The organism is Oceanispirochaeta sp. (assembly GCF_027859075.1).
Taxonomy (GTDB): Bacteria; Spirochaetota; Spirochaetia; order DSM-2461; family DSM-2461; genus Oceanispirochaeta.
Window position 1 is genome coordinate 1 of record NZ_JAQIBL010000218.1, and the last position, 20569, is coordinate 20569.

General features: G+C 47.2%; 19 protein-coding genes and 2 pseudogenes. 8 read left to right on the plus strand and 13 right to left on the minus strand.

From position 1 onward, the window contains the following. Positions 1-699: pseudogene (locus PF479_RS12205) on the plus strand (stage II sporulation protein E); the annotation flags it as partial. Between the two features lie 21 nt (positions 700-720). After that, positions 721-1197 (plus strand): hypothetical protein, encoded by a 477-nt coding sequence (locus PF479_RS12210; protein ID WP_298006914.1) that lies wholly within the window; start codon positions 721-723, stop codon positions 1195-1197. A 36-nt stretch (positions 1198-1233) separates the two neighbouring features. On the opposite strand, the gene PF479_RS12215 is transcribed toward PF479_RS12210, so the two are convergent. The 4 genes from PF479_RS12215 to PF479_RS12230 all read right to left on the minus strand — a co-directional run bounded on the left by PF479_RS12215 (position 1234) and on the right by PF479_RS12230 (position 7613). Beyond that, positions 1234-3255 carry a [FeFe] hydrogenase, group A gene (locus PF479_RS12215; RefSeq protein WP_298006917.1) on the minus strand — a complete coding sequence of 674 codons (2022 nt, stop codon included), beginning with the start codon at positions 3253-3255 and terminating at the stop codon, positions 1234-1236. Then, positions 3252-5159 (minus strand): NADH-ubiquinone oxidoreductase-F iron-sulfur binding region domain-containing protein, encoded by a 1908-nt coding sequence (locus tag PF479_RS12220; protein WP_298006920.1) that lies wholly within the window; start codon positions 5157-5159, stop codon positions 3252-3254. The genes PF479_RS12215 and PF479_RS12220 overlap by 4 nt, the downstream gene beginning before the upstream one ends. A gap of 48 nt (positions 5160-5207) precedes the next feature. After that, positions 5208-5720 carry an NAD(P)H-dependent oxidoreductase subunit E gene (locus PF479_RS12225; RefSeq protein WP_298006922.1) on the minus strand — a complete coding sequence of 171 codons (513 nt, stop codon included), beginning with the start codon at positions 5718-5720 and terminating at the stop codon, positions 5208-5210. Positions 5721-5978: 258 nt separating this feature from the next. Beyond that, positions 5979-7613: an ABC-F family ATP-binding cassette domain-containing protein gene (locus tag PF479_RS12230; RefSeq protein WP_298006925.1), complete on the minus strand. Its 1635-nt coding sequence runs from the start codon at positions 7611-7613 to the stop codon at positions 5979-5981. Positions 7614-7822: 209 nt separating this feature from the next. Here PF479_RS12230 and PF479_RS12235 point away from each other — a divergent pair, with 209 nt between their 5' ends. The 3 genes from PF479_RS12235 to PF479_RS12245 all read left to right on the plus strand — a co-directional run bounded on the left by PF479_RS12235 (position 7823) and on the right by PF479_RS12245 (position 9085). Beyond that, positions 7823-8053, plus strand: a complete 231-nt coding sequence (locus PF479_RS12235) for an antitoxin (protein WP_298006929.1) — start codon at positions 7823-7825, stop codon at positions 8051-8053. Then, positions 8053-8448: a type II toxin-antitoxin system VapC family toxin gene (locus PF479_RS12240; RefSeq protein ID WP_298006932.1), complete on the plus strand. Its 396-nt coding sequence runs from the start codon at positions 8053-8055 to the stop codon at positions 8446-8448. The genes PF479_RS12235 and PF479_RS12240 overlap by 1 nt, the downstream gene beginning before the upstream one ends. 79 nt (positions 8449-8527) lie before the next feature. Beyond that, the gene (locus PF479_RS12245; RefSeq protein WP_298006935.1) at positions 8528-9085 is read left to right on the plus strand and encodes a DUF1847 domain-containing protein; all 558 of its coding nucleotides are present in this window, start codon (positions 8528-8530) and stop codon (positions 9083-9085) included. A 109-nt stretch (positions 9086-9194) separates the two neighbouring features. Here the strand turns inward: PF479_RS12245 and PF479_RS12250 are convergent, their stop codons facing one another. Both PF479_RS12250 and PF479_RS12255 read right to left on the minus strand, forming a co-directional pair. After that, positions 9195-9530 (minus strand): DsrE family protein, encoded by a 336-nt coding sequence (locus tag PF479_RS12250; protein WP_298006938.1) that lies wholly within the window; start codon positions 9528-9530, stop codon positions 9195-9197. Continuing rightward, the gene (locus PF479_RS12255) at positions 9527-10516 is read right to left on the minus strand and encodes a hypothetical protein (RefSeq protein WP_298006941.1); all 990 of its coding nucleotides are present in this window, start codon (positions 10514-10516) and stop codon (positions 9527-9529) included. The genes PF479_RS12250 and PF479_RS12255 overlap by 4 nt, the downstream gene beginning before the upstream one ends. A gap of 153 nt (positions 10517-10669) precedes the next feature. On the opposite strand from PF479_RS12255, the gene typA reads away from it, so the two are divergent. Then, positions 10670-12502, plus strand: a complete 1833-nt coding sequence (gene typA, locus PF479_RS12260) for a translational GTPase TypA (RefSeq protein ID WP_298006944.1) — start codon at positions 10670-10672, stop codon at positions 12500-12502. Positions 12503-12569: 67 nt separating this feature from the next. Here typA and PF479_RS12265 read toward each other — a convergent pair whose 3' ends face one another. Further along, positions 12570-13454, minus strand: a complete 885-nt coding sequence (locus PF479_RS12265) for a carbohydrate ABC transporter permease (protein ID WP_298006946.1) — start codon at positions 13452-13454, stop codon at positions 12570-12572. Then, on the minus strand, positions 13454-14266 hold the full coding sequence (locus PF479_RS12270) for a carbohydrate ABC transporter permease (protein WP_298006949.1): 813 nt from the start codon (positions 14264-14266) through the stop codon (positions 13454-13456). The genes PF479_RS12265 and PF479_RS12270 overlap by 1 nt, the downstream gene beginning before the upstream one ends. Before the next feature lie 58 nt (positions 14267-14324). Between PF479_RS12270 and PF479_RS12275 the strand changes: the two genes are divergently transcribed. Then, positions 14325-14510, plus strand: a complete 186-nt coding sequence (locus tag PF479_RS12275; protein ID WP_298006952.1) for a hypothetical protein — start codon at positions 14325-14327, stop codon at positions 14508-14510. 148 nt (positions 14511-14658) lie between these two features. On the opposite strand, the gene PF479_RS12280 is transcribed toward PF479_RS12275, so the two are convergent. The 5 genes and pseudogenes from PF479_RS12280 to PF479_RS12300 form a co-directional block, all read right to left on the minus strand. Further along, on the minus strand, positions 14659-15966 hold the full coding sequence (locus tag PF479_RS12280) for an extracellular solute-binding protein (RefSeq protein ID WP_298006955.1): 1308 nt from the start codon (positions 15964-15966) through the stop codon (positions 14659-14661). Positions 15967-16050: 84 nt separating this feature from the next. Further along, positions 16051-16536, minus strand: coding sequence for a GH32 C-terminal domain-containing protein (locus tag PF479_RS12285; RefSeq protein WP_367277235.1), 486 nt, complete (start codon positions 16534-16536; stop codon positions 16051-16053). 12 nt (positions 16537-16548) lie between these two features. Beyond that, positions 16549-17535 (minus strand): annotated as a pseudogene (locus PF479_RS12290) (glycoside hydrolase family 32 protein); the annotation flags it as partial. Between the two features lie 24 nt (positions 17536-17559). Then, complete coding sequence (locus tag PF479_RS12295; RefSeq protein WP_298006958.1) at positions 17560-18549, minus strand: LacI family DNA-binding transcriptional regulator; 990 nt, start codon at positions 18547-18549, stop codon at positions 17560-17562. Positions 18550-18656: 107 nt separating this feature from the next. After that, the gene (locus PF479_RS12300) at positions 18657-19445 is read right to left on the minus strand and encodes a 3-ketoacyl-ACP reductase (protein WP_298006961.1); all 789 of its coding nucleotides are present in this window, start codon (positions 19443-19445) and stop codon (positions 18657-18659) included. Between the two features lie 123 nt (positions 19446-19568). Here PF479_RS12300 and PF479_RS12305 point away from each other — a divergent pair, with 123 nt between their 5' ends. Next, a complete protein-coding gene (locus PF479_RS12305) occupies positions 19569-20567 on the plus strand; it encodes a LacI family DNA-binding transcriptional regulator (protein WP_298006965.1) in 999 nt (332 codons plus the stop codon). The last annotated feature ends 2 nt before the right edge of the window (positions 20568-20569 follow it).

Consider the following 20569-nt stretch of genomic DNA (forward strand, 5'->3'; position numbering starts at 1 on the left):
GATGGGGTGACTCAATCGGGATTGGGAATGAAAATGACACCCCTGGGATGGGGGGATGAAGGGGCACGGCAATTCCTCTTAAAAACATTGGACAAGAATCCTGAACTCTCTTCTACTGATCTTTCCAGAGCCCTGGTCAGGGAGAGTGTCAAGCACGATGTGTATTCTCCCCGGGATGATATAACCTGCGGCTCCCTGTATTTCAGAAAACCCCGACAGCTCATGATCGCCACAGGGGCTCCCTATGATATGAACCGGGACCGTCCCCTGGCCGGGATGATCAATGGATTTGAAGGTCGAACAATCATTGCCGGAGGGACCACCGCCAATATCATCGCCCGTGAGCTGGGTCGGAGCATCAACGTGAATCTTGGCAGTCAGACCGATACCATACCTCCCTGTTCTACCATGGAAGGAGTGAACCTTGTTACCGAGGGCATCATCACCATGAGCCGGGTTTGTGAGTATCTAAACAAGAAGCATGAGCCGGGCATCGGCCCGGGAGACCCGGCAGAAGAGATTGTGAAAGAGATGATCAATTCGGATGTGATTCAATTTATGGTCGGGACCAGGATAAATGAGTCTCATCAGGATCCTAATATGCCTGTGGCCCTGGAGATTCGGAGGAATTTGATTAAAAGCATTGCCGATTGTCTCAAAAACAACTATTTCAAAGAAGTTCTTATCAAAACTATTTAAATATGAATTATAATATGAACTATGAATAAACGGGAAAAACTCATTGATGAAATTTCAGCTTTGATGACGGAACTGGAGAATCAGGACCTGGTCTTCCTGAAAGAGCAGGCAGGTGTTCTCGATTATAATCGGAAGGTCCGTCTGAAGCGGGAAGCACAGCCGGAATCCGGCGGATCAGAGGCGGATAAGGGGGCTTTTACGGTGAAAAACTCAGCCACCGAGCTTCAGGAAGTCAGGATTGAACAGACTGAACGGGCCAAATTTTTCCATATATGCGTCGGAAAGGTCCGCTTATTTATGGATTCCAGTGAAATCCGGGCTCTATTCCAGATCGCATCCGCCGCCGGTTCCCCGGAGGAAGCCGGTCCGCGCCTGTTCCGGTGGTTTAAAAAAGAACGCAGCGATGTTCTCTCGGAGGTGTATATCCCCGACGGGAAGAGCCCGGTACTGAAAGATCTGTACCAGGCTCTACTGGAGAGCTTTACATCCGCCTCTTGAAGACAGAATCAGTCCTGGCAGATCTGGATGACTTCCTCATACAAGGACCTCCTGTTTATCCCTGAGGGCCAGCTGCTGTGCCACTTCTTCTGTAACAGAATCCAGAGTCGCCCTGTGAATCTTTTTATCACCGATGGTGACCGTCGGCCCATGGCTGCAGTTTTCACTGCAGAAGGTGGCCTTCAATTCAATTTTATTCTTCCAGTCTTCCTGATTCATTTTCTGAGTCATGCCGGAGAGGATCTCCTGTGAACCTCTGAGGAAACAGCTTGTCCCCACACAGACATTGATCTCAACGGGGGTCATGTGATCAGAACTGATGAGTTCCATGGGGGTATTATCAATCCTCTTCCGGCTCTGATAATGAGTGTGAACCAGGGCGTGGGCTTCGGGACTTCCAGGTTTTCCGCCCAGAACCTTTTCATAGATCCTCTGGATATAGGGATTCACTTCAGGGCAGTGTATGGGGGTGATTTTCCCTGCTTCTTTCAGGGCTGCAGTCCTATTTTTGAGGATATCCTTGTCATAAGAAACGGGCTGTCCGGCTCCGGCTACACAACCGCCGGGACAGGCCATGACTTCCACAATGTCATAACTCACATTCCCTGCGGCCATTTTCTGAATAAGGGTCTCAGCATTTTTCATTCCTGAAACCACAGCCATTCTGATATCGAGATTGTCCTCTTTGAGAATCACTTCTTTCCAGCACTCCTTCTCTTCCGGAACAAAGGAGGTCAGGTCCTCCCCGTTGAGGGCTCTGGAGGCATAACGGGCTACGGCTTCGGAGACTCCCTGAGTGCTGCCGAATCCAAGACCGGATTCAGAGTATAGGCCAAAGGGGAGATCTGCAGACGAAGGGGCCAGATCAGAGAAGCGAATTCCCGCTTCTTTGATCATCTTACCCAACTCCTGGGTCGTGAGAACATAGTCGACCAGGGGGACAGCATCCCGGTTCAATTCGGGTCTTGTCTTTTCAAATTTCTTGGCCGTACAGGGCATGATGGAGACCATGATGATATCTTTTTCACCCTTTTGTTCTGTTTTTGTGAGCAGCTTTTTAGCCAGAGAACCCACCATTCCCTGGGGAGACATGCAGCTGGACAGATGGGGAATCAGTTCAGGATGGAACTGCTCGGCATACTTGACCCAGCCGGGGCAGCAGGAGGTGAAGAGAGGCAGGTTTTCTCCCGTCTTTGACCGTTCCAGAAATTCATGGGTTTCTTCCAGGACCGTAAGATCCGCTCCAAAGGATGTGTCATAGACTTCTTTGAATCCCAGATACTTCAGTGCACTCATGATTTTCCCGAGGGTGACTGAGGATTCGGGGAGGTTAAACATTTCACCGATTGAGGCACGGACCGCAGGAGCTATCTGGGCGACTACGGATTTATTCTGATCAGCCAGGGCTGTCCATACCTCTTCTATTTCGCTCCTGGGAACAATGGCTCCTGTGGGACAGACCGCCGCACACTGACCGCAGTTGATACAATCCACCTGGGCGAGACTTTTATTGAAGGCCGGCGTCACGACGACATCTTCACCCCGGTAGGCAAAGTCGATCGCACCGACTCCCTGTATTTCATGGCAGTAGCGGACACAGTCACCGCAAAGCACACATTTGTCAGGGTTTCGGATCAGACTGGTGGAGAGCAGGTCGGGCTGACGGTGTTCTCTGGTTTTTTTATAGGGGATCTCTTTCACTCCCAGATCGCAGGCCAGCTCTTTCAGCTTGCAGGCACTGGATTTCTCGCATGTGGTACAGCTGTTATCATGGTTGGCCAGAAGCAGTTCGATCAGAGTTTTTCGCATTTTTCTGAGTTTGGGGGTATGGGTTTGAATCACCATTCCGTCTCTGGGAGGGGTCGAGCAACTGGTGTCAATGCCGCGACCTTCAATATCCACAATGCAAAGACGGCAGGCGCCATATACACTCAACTCCGAATGATAACAGAAGGTGGGCATTTCCACTCCTGACTTCCGTATGAGGGCCAGGAGGTTTTTTTCTCCTTCCATGGGAACTGTCTTTCCATTGATTGTTATGCTTCCTTTCTGATTCACGCTCTTCCTCCAACACTGATGGCTTCAAAACGGCAGGTTTCCACGCAGGCTCCGCAGCGGATACATTTTTGCTCGTCTATGATATGGGCTTCTTTCCTGTTCCCCGATATGGCCTCTACAGGGCAGACTCTGACACAGGCGGTACAACCCCTGCAGGAATCGGCGAGAATTTGATAGCTCACCAGATCTTTACAATTTCCAGTGGGGCAGTTCTTGTCTATATGGGCCTCCCATTCCTCTTTGAACTGTTTCATCGCCGACAGAACGGGTGAGGGGGCCGATTTACCAAGGCCGCAGAGGGATGTTTCCTGAACCGTCTCACAGAGCTCCTCTAAGAGGAGCAACGTTTTTTTCGTCCCCCGACCCTGGGTGACATCATCGATCAATTCCAGTATCTGCCGTGTTCCTTCCCGGCAGGGAACGCATTTGCCGCAACTTTCAGACTGGGTAAACTTCATAAAGAACCGGGCGATCTGCACCATACAGGTGCTCTTGTTCATGACAACCAGGCCGCCCGAACCGACCATGGCACCCACAGTTTTCAGTGAATCAAAATCAAGGGGGATATCCAGATGCTCTTCGATCAGGCAGCCGCCTGAAGGCCCTCCGATCTGAACAGCCTTGAAGTCATCATTGTCGATTTCACCCTTGCTGTTGAGGACACCCCCTCCGATATTGAAGATGATTTCTTTTAAGGTTGTTCCGAAGGGAACCTCGATCAGGCCGGTGTTGGCCACATGTCCTGTTAAAGCAAAGGTCTTGGTTCCGGGAGATCCGGGGGTGCCTGTTTTTTTGTAGGCCTCTGCCCCCATTCTGACAATCAGAGGGACAGCGGCGAGGGTCTCAACGTTGTTTACCACAGTGGGCATTCCCCATAATCCCTTTTCAGCTGTCCGGGGAGGTTTGACCCGGGGCATGCCCCGGCGTCCCATGATGCTTTCTGTCATGGCACTGGCTTCTCCGCAGACGAAGGCTCCTGCTCCTTCCATCACATGGATGTCAAAGCTGAATTCTGAACCGAAGATATGCTTCCCCAGGTAATTGCTTTTCCGGGCCTCCAGGATTGCTTTTTTTATCCGCTCGACAGCCAGAGGGTACTCCATGCGCACATAGACCTGCCCTTCTGTTCCTCCGCAGGCTTTGGCGGCGATGATCATCCCTTCGAGGATGCTGTGAGGATTTCCCTCCATGACACTCCGGTCCATAAAGGCACCGGGGTCGCCTTCATCTCCGTTACAGATGATGTATTTGGCATGGGCATCCTGTTTGAGAGCCAGTTCCCATTTTCGTCCAGTGCTGAATCCGCCTCCGCCGCGGCCTCTGAGACCTGCATTTTTAATCAAGTTGCAGACATCCATGGGATCTTTATGAAGGACCATCTCTCTGGCCGCAGTATAACCATCGGTATAGATGTAGTTGCTGATGTCTTCGGGATCAATATCACCGCAGGACTTAATCACCGTCCGGCTCTGTCTTTTATAAAAAGGGATCTCTTCATGGTTCCGGCAGGAAACTCCTGAACTGGGCTCCACATAGAGAAGTTCCTCGATGATTTCTCCCGACAGAATGGTACGTTCAATAATATCCCGGGCATTGTCGGGTTTGACTTTGATATACAGGATGTTCTCGGGCTCTATGGTCACTAGAGGTCCTACCTGGCAGAATCCCTGGCATCCGCTTTTACTTATCAGGACGGGTTTCTCTTCTCCGTAGGGAACCTCTTCTTTCAAAGTCAGAGTCAGGGGAAGGCCTTTCTCCTCTATGATGGAGGCCAGGGCGTTGTACACATCCATGGCTCCATTGGCGATGCAGCCGGTTCCCGCACAGATGACAATTCTATGGGAGAGGTTGCTCTTTTGTTTGGCGTAATCTTCTTTTATTTTTTCCAGTACGAGGGTTTTCATATGATACTCCTGTGCTACCGGCGCTGATTTGCAGCCCCGGTATTGCTTTCATTCAGGCCTAAGGGCCTCCATTGCTTTGTATTCGGATATGAGTTTTTTCATCCGCTGTTTTGATACCTGTCCAAAGACTTTCTCGTTGATGACCACTGCCGGCGCCAGACCGCAGGCTCCCAGGCAGGAAACGGTTTCCAGGGTGAACAGAAGGTCTTCTGTGGTATGATTTTTTTCGGTCAACTTCAGCTCTCTTTGTATTGTTTCGATCAGTCCGGAGGAGCCTTTGACGTGACAGGCTGTGCCGTCACAGACCTTGATGATGTATTTCCCTTTGGGTTCCAGGGAGAAATGGCTGTAGAAGGTGGCAATGCCGAACACACGGGCCGGGGAGGTACCCAGGCTGGTGGCTACAAAGGTCATGATTTCTTCAGGCAGATAGCGGTATTCTTCCTGTACAGCTTGAAGGATAGGAATGATCTTGGAGGGCTGTCGGTCAAATTTATCCAGGATTTCACAGACTTTGCTGAAGTTCTGCAGTGTTTCAGCGCTGGCGGTTGGGGTAGGCAAGGTTACGCTCCTTTGTTAACGATATATAATTATCGATAATAAAGTATCGTAAAAGGTTTTTTATGACAAGTCCCCGGGAAAGATTTTGTTACAGGATTGACAATGAACAATTAAATGTTATATAGATAATGCAATATCGATAAAGGATATCTATTATGCTGTATATAAGAGGGTGGTGTTACCGCATTCTATATAAATACTGATAGGCGGTTGTTCCGGGAGTCATTGTTTCAGACTCTCGGGGCAGCCGCTTTTTTATCAGTTTTTTTCTTTTTTACCCAGATAGTAGGAGTAGTCACCTTCAAATGTTTTCATGATCCCATGGTCTATTTCAAAGACTCTGTTCACCAGATGCTTCAGGAAATAACGGTCATGGCTGACAATGATGAGGGTGCCTTCAAATTTCTGAAGTGCTTCCAGAAGGACTTCCCGGCTGGCTATATCCAGGTGGTTCGTCGGTTCATCGAGCATCAGAAAATTTAAGGGACGGGCGAGGAGTGAGGCTAGCATGACCCTGCTTTTTTCTCCTCCAGAGAGAATGCGTATCTTCTTTTCCGTATCATCACCAGAAAACTGAAAGGCTCCCAGCAAATTTTTGATGGCTCCCACAGACTCCTTGGGGAGGAGTTCTGACAGCTCTTCAAAAATGGTACTCTCCATGTTCAGGCTGTCTCCTGAATACTGGCTGAAGTAGCCTGCATTTACACTGGCCCCCAGTTCACAGCTTCCATGGCTTGATTCTGTCAGCGATGCCAGGACCTTGAGAAGGGTCGATTTTCCGGCTCCATTGATACCGGTGAGGGCGATCTTGTTGCCACGCTCAACAACACCGCTGATGCCGCTGAAAACGGGATGAATCGTACCGTCTTCCAAAGGCCAGGACTTGGCCAGGTTTTCCATCCGGACCACCACATCCCCGCTGCGGGGGCAAGGGGGAAAGTTGAACTTCATTACTTTCGGGTCCGGCGGAATGACAACACGTTCCATTTTTTCAATCATTTTAACCCGGGACTGTACCTGCGCTGCGTGAGAGGCTCTGGCGGCAAAACGGGCAATAAATTCTTCTTCCTTGGCCAGCATGGCCTGTTGTCTACGGTTGGCTGCTACAAGATGCTCCCGGCGGATCTCTCTTTCCCGGAGGTAGAAGTCATAATTTCCTGTGTAGCTGTTGATACTTTCAGCCGCGGCTTCCACGGTCCTCCCGCAGATCCTGGTCATAAATTCCCTGTCATGACTGGTCATCATCAGGGCCCCTTTGAAGGATTTCAGCCACTCTTCCAACCAGATGATGGATTCTATATCCAGGTGGTTGGTCGGTTCATCCATCAGGAGAACATCCGGGTTGAGCAGGAGTATCCGGGCCAGGGCAATCCGCATTTTCCATCCCCCGCTGAAGTTTTCAAGGCTCTGACTCTGCCGGCTCTCGGCTATCCCCAGTCCGTCCAGGATGGCCTTCGCGTTGTTTTCAAGTTCGTATCCGCCCCGGTTCTGATACTCCATCTGAACTTCTCCATAGCGGTTCATGAATTTATCCATGTCCTCATCACTCATTTTCTCCATGGCTTCCCCATCGGCCATGGTGTGTTCCATCTCTTCCATCTGGAGACTCAGTTCATGAACCTTTCCAGCTCCTTCCAGAACCTCCTGCAGTGCCGACCTGCCTGCCATTTCTCCCACATCCTGTGAGAAATAGCCCACAACAACACCCGGATCGATGGTGACAGTCCCGTCATCAGGATGCTCTTCTCCTGTGATCAGTCTGAAAATGGTGGTTTTTCCAGAACCGTTGGGTCCTACAAGGCCGATCTTATCCAGAGGGCGGATCAGAACTGAGGAATTTTGGAATAGAATGCGTTCACCATAGGCGATGCGGATATTGGATAAGTTGACCATAAAAGGAGGCTCCCGAGTATATATGAATGATTATTGAAGGCTGTTTAACATGAGTAAAATATATTCACAAAAATATCAATCCTATGAGGGATGAATAAGGATAGAGATGGTTTCAATTCATAAAGAGGGGTACGCTCTGTAGTAAGCTCTATGATAATGATTGAACTCTGGTATATATCGTGGTATATTATACAAAGGGAGGACTTTGAATGCATACAGCAAAATTGTTTATGAATGGAAGAAGTCAGGCTGTTCGGCTGCCTAAGGAATATCAGTTTTCCGGTGATGATGTCATAATACAAAAGCTTGGAGATGCTGTTTTGTTAGTACCTCTTGAGAAAGCCTGGGAAACATTCCTTGATGGAATAAATTCCTTTTCTTCTGATTTTATGGAGGAGGAAAGAGAGCAGGGAGAGGATCAAGTAAGGGAATCCTTTTAATGTATTTGCTTGATACGAATATTTGTATTTTTGCAATTAAACATAAATCTCAAGAACTCCTCCATACAATTTCTAGCAAATTAAAAAATGGGATATTTATTTCATCCTTAACCATTGCCGAAATGGAATTTGGAATTTCAAACAGTTTGTATCCTGATCGAAACAGAATGGCACTGCTTAAATTCCTTTCGATTTTCGAAATACTTGATTTCACACAAAATGATGCAATTCCCTATGGACAGATTAAATCAGACCTTAAAAGATCCGGAAACATCATAGGGCCAATCGATATGCTTCTCGCGGGACAGGCTCTTTCAAATAATTTGGTCATGGTCACAAATAACATGAAAGAATTTGAAAGGGTCGAAAATCTAAAAGTTGAAGATTGGTCTTGATGTGTCTGGTCCGGTGATAGTTCTGTGTATTTTGTAGCAGAAGTTAGAATTATCAGCACTTTCTGATATAATAGATTCCATGAAATTAAACTGTCTGGACTGCAATACCAAAAACTGCCGTAAAAACGGAGCCGACTGTTTCGGTCTGAAAGAAAAGAGCCTTGATGTCTACGGAGACGAAAACACACTCACCACTGTCCGCAGCAGCGGCCGGCTCGTCGATGACGGAAGAGCGGGAACTCTCTCCCGTTTTCAGGAAGTGATAGAATTCTGCACTCTCCAGGGATATAAAAAAATCGGCCTGGCCTACTGTTTTGGTTTGGAATCTCTGGCTATGAATATCCGGGAGAAGATGAGCGCCTCCGGGCTGTTTCTTATTCCCGCCCGTTGTTCTATGGGTGGTGTGAAAGAAAGTGATATTGATCCTGAAAAAAAGAGTGAAGTCTATTCCTGCAACCCTGCCGGTCAGGCTGTTTTCCTGAATGAAAATGCGGATTTTGTTATAGAGGTCGGTCTCTGCCTGGGGCATGATGTTATTTTCCATCAGCAGCTGAAAGTACCTTTTACTGTTCTTATTGTAAAAGACAGGGTCAATGGACATGCTCCCTTGAAGGGTATACAGGATTATTCTGTATAAATCCAAGTCATTAAAAGCCAAATGCTTCCGGTTTGATTTATGAACACCAGACCTTTATTTTTGAGTCATACTTAGTGCTTTTTCGGACATTCCATTCTCCCCGGTAAACTCAGATCGTGATTAGTTTTTTTCCGGATTGAATGATTTCCGTCAGTCCTTCGCCCCAGTACATCAATTCTACTCCCAGTTCTTCCAGATTCTCTGAGACTCCCAGCTGTTCGGCGCAGGCTTTACAGGCTGAGACTCTGACTCCCTCCTCCATCATCTCTTTCAGTTTAGTCCGAACCATTTCGTTTTCGGCGCTCAGTTTGGCAGTACTGCCCCAGATAATCAGGGTGATTTTGTCCCACCAACCCCGTTTCTTGGCGTTTAAGGCATACATAAAAACCATTTTCTCACTGGTAATCAGGTTGTCATTGGTCCAGAGGATATACAATTCATTCATTTCAGCTCCTGGGGTTTAAATTCTTTATTCTCTTCTAAAATAGTCCTGTGAACCCATGCGGGTTTTCTTATCTCTCTGGTCCAACGTTTCCGGATTAATGGATATGCCTGGATACGGGCATCATTCCCTTCAGTCAGTTTATTGCTGTAGGACACTGCCTTGATCAGATCGGCATAGTCTTCAATATGCTGGAAAAAAGGTTTATACCAGGAGTCCCAGACTTCCTGTGATTCATCCTTCATAGCATCGTATCCCCGGGGAGATGCATCCCAGATGAACACGGGGATACTGCGTTCTGAGGCCAGACGGCGCATCTCAGTTCCCGGTTCATTGCGAGACAGGCCAACAGAAGCCTCTTCGTCCCTTTCCCGGTGATCATATGAATAGCCCATCCAATCGACATATTCATCCCCGGGATACCAGCTGGTCAGAGGCTCTCCTGGCCTGCTTCTGCCGCTGGATTGCCAGAGGGTTCTGAAATTCCGGACATCCCCTTCTCTCAGGATATTGGTAATCCGGATAAAGGCTGCTCTGTATTCTGATGGTTCATAATGATTCCCTTTGCTATCGAAGTCGTATCCGATATTCAGGAAGACGGGCCTGCCGGATGCTTTGATCCACTTACCCATCTGGCGGATCTCCTTGTCATAAGACCCTGCGTTTATCTCCCTCAATTCGTCCTGCAGATTCAGACCGAGGGCGATCATCACATTCCGGAAGGCGGGGACATCAATATAGGGCAGTTGCTGGAGGTCTTTCAGGCTGGTGTACATGCTGATTCCGGCGGGCATACCAATGAAATCTACATAGCCTTCGTTGTTATCTTCCAGGCCTCCGACAGATTCTTTGTCAGGCCCTGCAAAGAGGTATCTGTAACCGACGGGCGGACAGTACTGACAGTTCACACTCATCCAGTCGGTTTTCAGGTTCCGGCAGGAGAGGAGCAAGAGGATTAAGGAACTGATCAGGCATAAGTTTTTTTTCAAATGTATCTCCCTGGTTGATTATAATCTAAAAGTGACGGATTGAAAAAACATTCTTTAATATTTGCTCTCTATCTCTTTGCCTCTATGGAATTTCCTGTATGAATAGGGTAATGTGACTAGAATTTGTATCTTTGACTGAAATAAGGAAATTAAATGCCCCATAGTAACAATAGTTTTAACAAAGAACTGAGAAATATAGCCATCATAGCTCACGTAGACCATGGTAAAACCACTCTGGTAGACTCCATGTTTAAACAGAGCGGAACCTTCCGCGAAGGGAAGGAAACAGAAGAAAGGCTGATGGACAGCATGGACCTTGAACGGGAACGCGGTATTACCATTGCCGCCAAGAACTGCTCCATCGTCTGGAAAGGAATCAAGGTCAATATCCTGGATACACCGGGCCATGCTGACTTTGGCGGGGAAGTTGAAAGAGCCCTATCCATGGTAGACGGTGTATTGCTCCTGGTTGATGCTTCGGAAGGCCCGCTTCCCCAGACACGATTTGTTCTGTCTAAAGCCCTCGCTGCCGGCCTCTCTGTGGTGATTGTCATCAATAAAATTGACCGTCCCGATGCCCGTCCCCAGGAGGTTCTGGGTGAAGTTTATGACCTGCTGATCGATCTGGATGCCCATGATGATCAGCTGGAATGCCCCGTTCTTTTTGCCGACGGCCGTGCAGGAATCGCTAAGCTGAAGCTTGAGGATGAGGTGGATAATCTTCATGTGCTGATGGATACCATCATCAAAGAAATCCCTGCTCCCGCCTATAATGACATCGAACCCTTTCAGATGCTGGTTACCGACCTGTCCTACTCGGATTACCTGGGCCGCCTGGCTATTGGTAAGGTCGTGCATGGTCATGTAAAATCCAGAGATACTCTGGTATGCATCAAGGAAGGAGGCAAGCTGACCTCTTTGAATGTTTCCAAACTGCAGGTTTATGAAGGACCCGCCCTTAAGGAGACTGATTCTGCCAGCCCTGGTGATATCGTCGTCATGGCAGGGATAGAAGATGTTCATATCGGAGACACCATCTGTACCAAAGAGAACCCCAAGGCTCTCAAAAGGATCACTGTTGATGAACCGACCGTCTCCATGCGCTTTGCACCCAACACATCTCCCACTATGGGACAGGAAGGGAAGTTCGTTCAGTCCAGTAAAATACGTGAGCGTCTTGAGAAAGAGACCATGCTCAATGTATCCATCAAGGTAGAGGAGTTTCCGGATAAGGAAGGATTCATCGTCAAGGGACGGGGAGAATTTCAGATGGTCATCCTCATTGAGACAATGAGACGTGAAGGATTTGAGCTCTGTGTCGGCCGTCCTGAAGTTATCTTCCACCACAAAGATGGAAAAGTTCTGGAACCCATCGAGCACCTTTATGTAGATTGTGAAGAAGTATACACCGGTATTGTTACAGAGAAATTGTCCAAGCGGAAAGGCCGGATGGTCAGCTATGTGAACCATGAGCACGGCCGGGTTCGTCTTGAGTTCTCTGTGCCTTCCAGGGCTCTTATTGGATACCGGGATGAGTTTCTTACCGATACCAGAGGTACGGGGATCATGAACTCCCTGATCTCCGACTATGAAGAATACAGAGGGGACTTTCCTGACCGTCATACTGGTTCCCTTATTGCCGATAGATCAGGAGAAGCTGTTCCCTATGCTCTGTACAACCTGGAACCCAGGGGAACCCTCTTTATCACAGCCGGTGACACCGTATACGAAGGAATGATTGTGGGGGAACACAACCGGGAAAATGACCTGAATGTGAATGCCTGTAAGACCAAAAAACTTTCCAATGTCCGTGCTTCCGGTAAGGATGATGCGGTTGTTTTGACCCCTGTCATGCCCATGACTCTGGAACGGGGTATTCAGTTTCTCCGGGAGGATGAACTGATGGAAGTCACTCCCAAGTCTATCCGTCTGAGAAAGATCGTTCTTCAGGCTATGGCCCGAAAGGTGAATGATAAGAAAAACTGATCATCATTCTAGTCCTACTGACTCGTAGATTGTTACTACGAGTCAGTAGGATCTGGAACTGAACCTTTTACCCTTTAATACCCGTTGACGCAATACTTTCAATAAAAGCACTCTGCATTGCCAGATAAAAAGCCAGTACAGGGATTGTGATGATTGACAGGTAGGCCATGACTTCTCCCCAGGGGATATTCAGTTGGAAAAAGTACTGCAAGCCTACCATAACCGGCCTGAACTCTTCGGACTGAATCACCATTTTCGGCCACAAATACTGGTTCCACATATCCAGAAATCTTAAAATGGCCGCTGTGGCGATAACAGGACCCGAGATGGGAATGACCATCTTGCTGTAGATCGCAAACCATCCGGCCCCGTCAATCCTGGCCGCTTCAATAAAGTCCTTGGGTATCTCCTTGAAAAACTGATAGAACAGGAAAATCTGGAAAGAGTAAGCCAGAAAGGGGATGATCTGAACGTGGTAGCTGTTCATCCATCCAATGGAAAAACCAGAGAATCCAATCCAGGGTAGTTTGTTGACAATCAACAGAAGGGGGATGGCAATGGTTTCAAAGGGAATGATAAAGGTTGCAATAATGATCGACAATATGATGCCTTTGCCCTTCCACTTTAAAATGGAGAAAGAATAGGCTGCCATGGAGTTAATCATGATTCCTAATATGACGGTAATCCCTGTGACAAAGGTTGAGTTAAAGAGGAATCTGCCGATGGGAACCCTTCTAAAGGCTGCTGAGTAGTTATTAAGGGATAGATCGCCTACGGGCAGGAAGGCTCTCATAGATGAGGTGTCCCTCAGAAGCTGCAAGCTGGGTTTTAAAGATGACATAACCATAAAGACCATGGGGAATATAAAGATCAGGGCGATGGCTGATAGAAGGAGATACCGCCCTGTCCGTTGTCTGTAAACTGCCGTTTTGTTGACATTGTTTATGAGCATCACTCTTTCTCCCTCGTTAAATAGCGCTGCATAATGGAGACAGATAGGACGATCATAAAAAATACAACCGAAATGGCAGATCCTCCGGCAATGTCCTGTTTTCCATATCCTCTCTGAACGGCCTGAAAGATAACAGATTGAGTGGAATCCAATGGGCCCCCGCTGGTCATCACGTCAATCTGGATATAGAGACCGAAGGCCTGCATGGTAATAATGAGAAGTACAAAAGTCATAGTGTTTCTTAACCCAGGCCAGGTGATGAATCTGAATTCCTGGCTTTTATTCGCACCATCCATGGAGGCGGCTTCATAGAGGCTGCCCGGGATGTTCTGCAATCCTGCCAGCCAGATAACCATATGAAATCCCACTCCCTGCCAGCAGGACATGAAAAGAATAGAACCCAGGGCTGTCTTTGGATTCCCTATCCAGTTTACGGCTTCGAAATTGCCCAGGGTCAGAGTGTTGAGCAGTGTGTTGAGCAGGCCGTTTTCTCCGTCATAGATAAAGCGCCAGAGCAGGGAGACGACCACCATTGAAACCACCACAGGCATAAAATAAATGGCTCTGAAAATATTAATTCCCCTGAGTTTTTTGTTCAGCAGCAGGGCCAGCAAAAGAGCCAGGCCGCCTTGTAAAGGAGCAATGATAATGACAAATATAAACGTGTTGACAAGGGCCCGTAAAAAGACAAGGTCTCTGGCCATGAGCACCACTTTGACATCGTCTTTATACCAGGATTTGAATTCTCTCAATCCCTTGAGCTCGGGAGAGTCGGGATTCCTGGTGATATCTCTGAGTTCAGGATAGATCAAATTCCCTCCTGGATCCCGCTGGTATTGATTAGTTGATTCTTCCTTAAGAGGAGTCAGTTTGATTATCTTCATTGTTAATAATCTGGAGAAATTCCTCATTCCGACGAATTCGGTAGGATTGGGTGATATCAACCTCTGGTTGGTAAATGAGAGTCCGAATGCCATAAAGAATGGGACAATTAAAAATATAAAGATCAGCAGTATCGCAGGCAGCGCCATCAACCACCCCGTCAGGGCTTCCTGAAAATAGCGGAGTTCTTTTTTGGATTGTAATACTTTTATCTGAGGGAGCATGCCGTTTAGTCTCCTGATATAAGTCAGCAGGGACGGATCGGACTCTCCGAGGAAATCCCGATCCGGCTGACTGTTTTAATGTTAATACAGTTTCTTTCTTAGAATCCGTATCCGCTGTTGTTTTCAATATCGATTTCAATTTCATCAACCGCGGCATCCAATGTGCTTTCTACATCGGCGCCATTGGCAATGTCTGTCAGAGCTTTTTCATAAACCTTTGACATGACTACGTAACCAGGGGTTACGGGTCTGATCATGCCCTGTACATTGCTCAATTCATAAAAACCTTCCAGTGGTCCACCGGCTTTGTAGTTCTCGGTCATGGCTGCAGAAGAGGATGTGGCAGGAACAAGACCCAGTGCATTTGTGAATGCAGCCAGATATTTATCCTGGAGTGCAAACTCAATAAAGGCACTGGCACCCTTTTTATTTTGGCTTGTAGCAGATACACCGAGTTGCCAGGAGGCTGATCCAATCTTGGGACCATTGCCGAAATCAGGAGCGGGAAGGTAGAGCATGTCATCACCATAGGCATCTAAAGCACCCAGAGCGGCCCAGTTTCCATTCCACTGGAGGGCATACTTTCCATCGATAAATCCTGTATCTCTGTCGCCGCTATCCTGTGCAATAGGAGGTACGAGTCCTCTTTCGAAGAGGCTCTGCCACCATTTTCCAAAGGCTATAGATTCGGCTCCATTCAATATACCTTCCGCTGTTGTATAGGTATCACGATCAATCAGATCTCCTCCAAAACTCTGCATAAAAGGAGCAAAGGCATAAGCATACCATTCCCCAGTCCATGCTGTTCCCAGATCCAGAGCGTAATCGAACTCACCGGAAGCCTGCAATTTTGTCAGGATGGCTTCGAATTCATTGCCGGTCCATGGCTTGGCCAGGGTGGGTATTCTGATATTGTATTTTTCCAGAATCGATTTTCTGGCAAACATCGCAATGGCCGCATCCCAGAGTCCTACTGAGTATACTTTGCCATCCCATGTTCCAATGGCTCCCGGGAGAAAACCGTCAATAGCACCCTTGGATAGCTCTAAAGGAGCTAAATATCCTGCCCAGGCCCAGTTCGGCATAATCGGACCATCAACATCTATGATATCGGGGAGATTTCCTGCAAGGGCGGATGCCATGACAGAGTCATTGTAGGACTCCTCAGGGAACTCTTCGAGGACTACCGAGTAATCCGACTGGGATGAATTAAAATCGTTAATGATACCTATAAGGACTTTACGTTCAACATCGTTTCCGGCGCCATGGTACCACATGCTCAACTCGATTGGTTCTTTCGCGGCGGTTGAGCCAGCGCTTGAACCAGTCTCTTTCTGCCCTCCGGAGAATACCATTGTCAATGAAAGAACTGACAAAATAGTAATTAGTAAATTACGTTTCAGCATAAATGCCTCCTTAAATTAAACAGACAGCACAGAGCATGTCTGCTCTATATCATGCCGGTAAAAGCCTGATATATCCTCATCGAACTACATTCCACCCCAAATACTTCTGAGAGGGAATCCCTTTATTTCTTCAATCCGGTTTCCCGGAGTGATTCTAAGTTTTTTAAGTCTTCCTGCCGGGAAAATCTGATTGGTCATACAGGACCTTCCACCGTCAAGGAATACCTCTATCAATCCTCTGTCCAGTAGAATCCGGCAATCTGTCAGAGTTCTACTGGACAGGGGAGCTTTTATTCTGTTCCAGAGGCCCTTGGAAAAGAGACTGCCGCAGGATGATCTGTCCATCATAAATTCATGAGGGGAAAAACTGAGTTTTAATACATCACCCTGATTCCAAAGGAATGTCAGTTCCAGGGGCTCCTCCACTGTCAGGGGAATTCCCGCCAGGCTGATATCCCAGAGATCAGATCCCTCCAGAGAAATTTCTGAGGGGGAATTCTTCTCAGTTAATGAGAATGAACCTTTCATTTCCCTCAGCTGTTCCAGGGTTTGAATCGGTTGCTGAATCATAATTAATTCTGAATCTTCAGAGGTCAGTGAAACCTTTCTCGGGAGGGACATTGTCCCTCTCCAGAGCCCTGTATCCGGTGTCTGGGCAGCATAGTTCCAATTGTTACACCATCCGATCCATGTCACCGCATTTTCAGGCGCATTGGACCAGCTTTGAGCAGCATAGAAATCCAGGCCATAATCGGCAATTTGATATTTATCCTGCTTGAAGGGAATAAACTCATGACCGTTAAAATCACCGCATAAATAGAACTGTGTAGGATCCTGGGTTTTAACCTGAATACTTATAGCAAGAATCCAGACCGTGTTTTCATTATGTTCCGGATGATGCAGGGGAAATAGATCCGGACACTCCCAGGTCCCGATATAAGGCGTCGTAACCATATAGAATCACTTTTCCCGTTTCAACTCCACCAGGTTTCGGGAACTGAAAAAGTCAATTTGAGTTCCTGCCGCAATAGCCATGATCCAACTCTTTGACTCCGGATGATAGACCACTTTCGGGTCTCTAAAATCGGGGCGAGTCGTATTGGATATGACAGGATTTCGGCTGTATTTTTCAAGAGTCTTCCCATCATCACGACTGAAGGCAATGCATTGCTGCTGTGTCGCTACCAGTCCTTCATTTTCCTTGTGGCTGGTATAAAAAAATATCATGCCTTCTGAATCCGGAAACAATCCGCTGGCATTTTCCTTATCTATGATGCCCGAACCAGAAAAGATCATTCCCAGTAGGATGTCAGGATACAGGGCAATCTCTTTTTCTTCCCAAAAAACCAAATCCAGGCTGACGGCATGACCCCAGTGCATGGGACCCCATTGGATACCTTCTGGATGATACTGAAAAAAGAGATGGTACAGCCCATTGTGAAAGACACAGCCGTTAGGATCATTCATCCAGCTTTTCTGGGGGCTGAAATGGAACTGTGGTCTGAAGTCGTGGTTATAGGACATTCCAAGACTCCTGAATAGCAGGTGAATAAATGTAAGCGTATACATTTTGAGGATTTAAAAAAATTCTGATCATGTTGATTCTCTTTTTATAAGCCGGGGAGGTAACAGGTAGCTTTCTTTTTTGATATCCAGCTTTTTGTCAATTCTGGCCAGGAGGTGATTTATAGCTGCCCGGCCTATTTCTTCTTTTGGCTGAGCAATGGAGGTCAGGGTCGGGCGGATGATCTGGCACATGAAGGTATCGTCAAAACCAATGATGCTATAATCTTCAGGTATCCTTTTTTCAAGATCTAAAGCAGCATGGATAAAACTGAAGGCGCTCAGGTCATTGTAGGCAAACACGCCTGTCTTTGAATCAAAAGGATTCTCTCTTACAAATTTCAAGGCGTTATTATAGGCACGCAATTGAGTGTGGTACCATACATTTCCCAGATCCAGTGTTGTAATTTTATCCTTATGAATTCCACTGTTATGCAGGGCATGAAGAAATCCATCATATTTTTCATCATCAAGATTTCCCTGGTAGACAAACCTTTGGACTCCCAGTTTTATCAGTTCTTTTGCCGCCATTTCACCACCACAGAAGTGATTAACTGCGACGCAATCCAGATCTTCATAAGTTTGTGTGATGACGACTGCAGGCAATTCGGTATGACGGATTTCATTGATGCTGGGAGAATGTGAATCGGCAAAACCTATTAAAAGACCCTCAACCTGTCTGGCTTTCATTGACTTTATAATTTCCTTTTCCTTGTTTACATCTCCGTCGGAATTGGAAAGAATAATATTGAATCCGTTAAAAAGAGCAATTTTCTCTACATGGTAGATGATGTCGGCAAAGTAGGGATTCTGAATGTCCGGAAGTATCAGTCCTATCAGACTGGACTTCTTGGATGCCAGCGCACGGGCAGACTGGTTGGGTTGGAAGTCCAATCTACGGACCCACTCCATCACATGTGATTTAGTGGCCGGAGTCACTGAACTGCTGCCGTTGAGAACCCGGCTTACAGTTGCCTGTGAAACACCTGCCTGTTCTGCAATGTCTTTCATTGTTGCCATGTATGCGCTTACATCCTTTCATTTATACTTACATGTCTTTCTTTAGCTGTCAAGGAAATACTTTTATTCCATCTCTTCTGTGCAACCCATTCCCAGATCCATCCAGGTCATAAGGCAGAGATATGCAGTGCTCCATCCACATGGATGACCGAGCCGGTGGAAAAGGAAAAATCTCCTCCCACCAGACTGGCGGCGGCTTTGCCTATGTCTTCCGGGTATCCCCAGCGTTTCTGAGGTACCAGGCCGTCGGCGATCAGGCTGTCGTACTTTCCTTTGACTGCTCCCGTCATATCCGTCAGGATGATTCCCGGTCTGATTTCGTAGACCCCAATGTTTTCATCCGCCAGGCGGCGGGCAAAGAGCTTGCAAGCCATGGACAGCCCGGCTTTGGCCATGCAGTACTCTCCTCTGTTCACCGAGACCATTTCGGCGGAAACGGATGTGATAAAAATAAGGCTGCGGAAACCTCTTTTTTCAGAGGGGAGGGAGAGCCAGTAATTACTGACAGCCTGGCTTAGATAAAAAGATCCTTTCAGATTGGTTCCGATCAGACGGTCAAAGGATTCTTCAGTCATGTCCAGAATATCCCGGCGTTCCCTGGGGGCTACACCCGCATTGTTCACCAGGCCGTGAAGGTCTCCAAAATGAAGAACGACCGCGTCTAAAAGGTTCTTCCGGCTCTCAGTATCAGAAATGTCACCCTTAAAGGCTTCAAACCGGCTTGAATGGCCGGACTCCAGCGCTGCCTCTCTACATTGTTTCAGTGTCTCTTCTGCGGCTTCTTTATTCCCGGCATAATTGACGGCTACATCAAACCCTTTTTCTGCCAGTTTAATCGCAATACCCCGGCCTATTCCCCGGCTTGAACCAGTTACAAGGATTACTTTTTTATCCATTGCCATACTCATATCTCCTTGAGGAGTTTTTTTTATGTGTGTCAGAATCCCTCATGGATTTGTTGCACACAACAGATATTATGACTATCATTCAAGCAGATTACTACTGGAATGAGGATTATTTTGTCAAAAAGAGTGACTGTCTACGATATAGCTAGAGAGCTGGGAATCTCACCCAGTACGGTCTCCCGGGTTCTGAATCATTCATCATTGATCAGTGATGAGAGGACCCTTCAAATTCGGGAAATCGCCGAAAAACTGGGCTATCACAAGAGGGTAATTAAAAAACATATCAGCCGGGTTATCCTGAACCTCCATCTCTTCCTTCCCAAGACTGATAATAACCTGACTCACTTTTTCTACAATATCTCTGAATTGATTGAGTCCATTCAGGCAGGATTCGGTGATGTCCGTCTGAATTTTATCATCCGTGTGAATGATGGAAATCTGGAGTTTCTGGAACGAAAAAAGACAGGCCAGATTGACGGTTGCATCTTTGCTTTTACCAGTCCTTCAGCAAAACTTCAGACTCAGTTAAAGGACCGGTCTATCCCTTCGATTCTTTTAAACAGAAAATCCCGTCAGACCAGCTTCATTGCCTATGATATCCCCAGGGGAATCAGTCTTCTGGCACAAAAAATGATCGATCTGAAGGGGAATGACCTCAGGCCCTGTTATCTGGGTTTTAAAAAACTTCCTCAAGTTTCCAGAGAACGATTTGAAGCGGCCCGTGATTTTTTCATTAAAAAGGGCATACCCTTTGATGAATCTTCGAACCTCACTGTTTCCTCCCTGGAAGAGATCCCGACCAGAGCCGTGGACTGGGTTCTTGAGGGTGGTTTTAATGGGGTGATCGCCTTTAATGATCTGGCGGCCCTCTCTTTTCTTCAGGCTGGATTCATCCGGGGGCTGGATATTCCGGGAGATATTTTATTGACTGGTTTTGATGACTCACCCATACAGTCGCTGCTGGATAGAAGGATCGATACGATCAGTCTTTCCATCCCGGTTTTAGGCGAGAGGGCCGGAAGCTGGCTGAAGGCCATCATAATAGATAAAGATGAAACGCCACTGAAAGAAATTCTGGATGTAAAGTATGTAAAGGGGCAGACCCTAAGCTGATC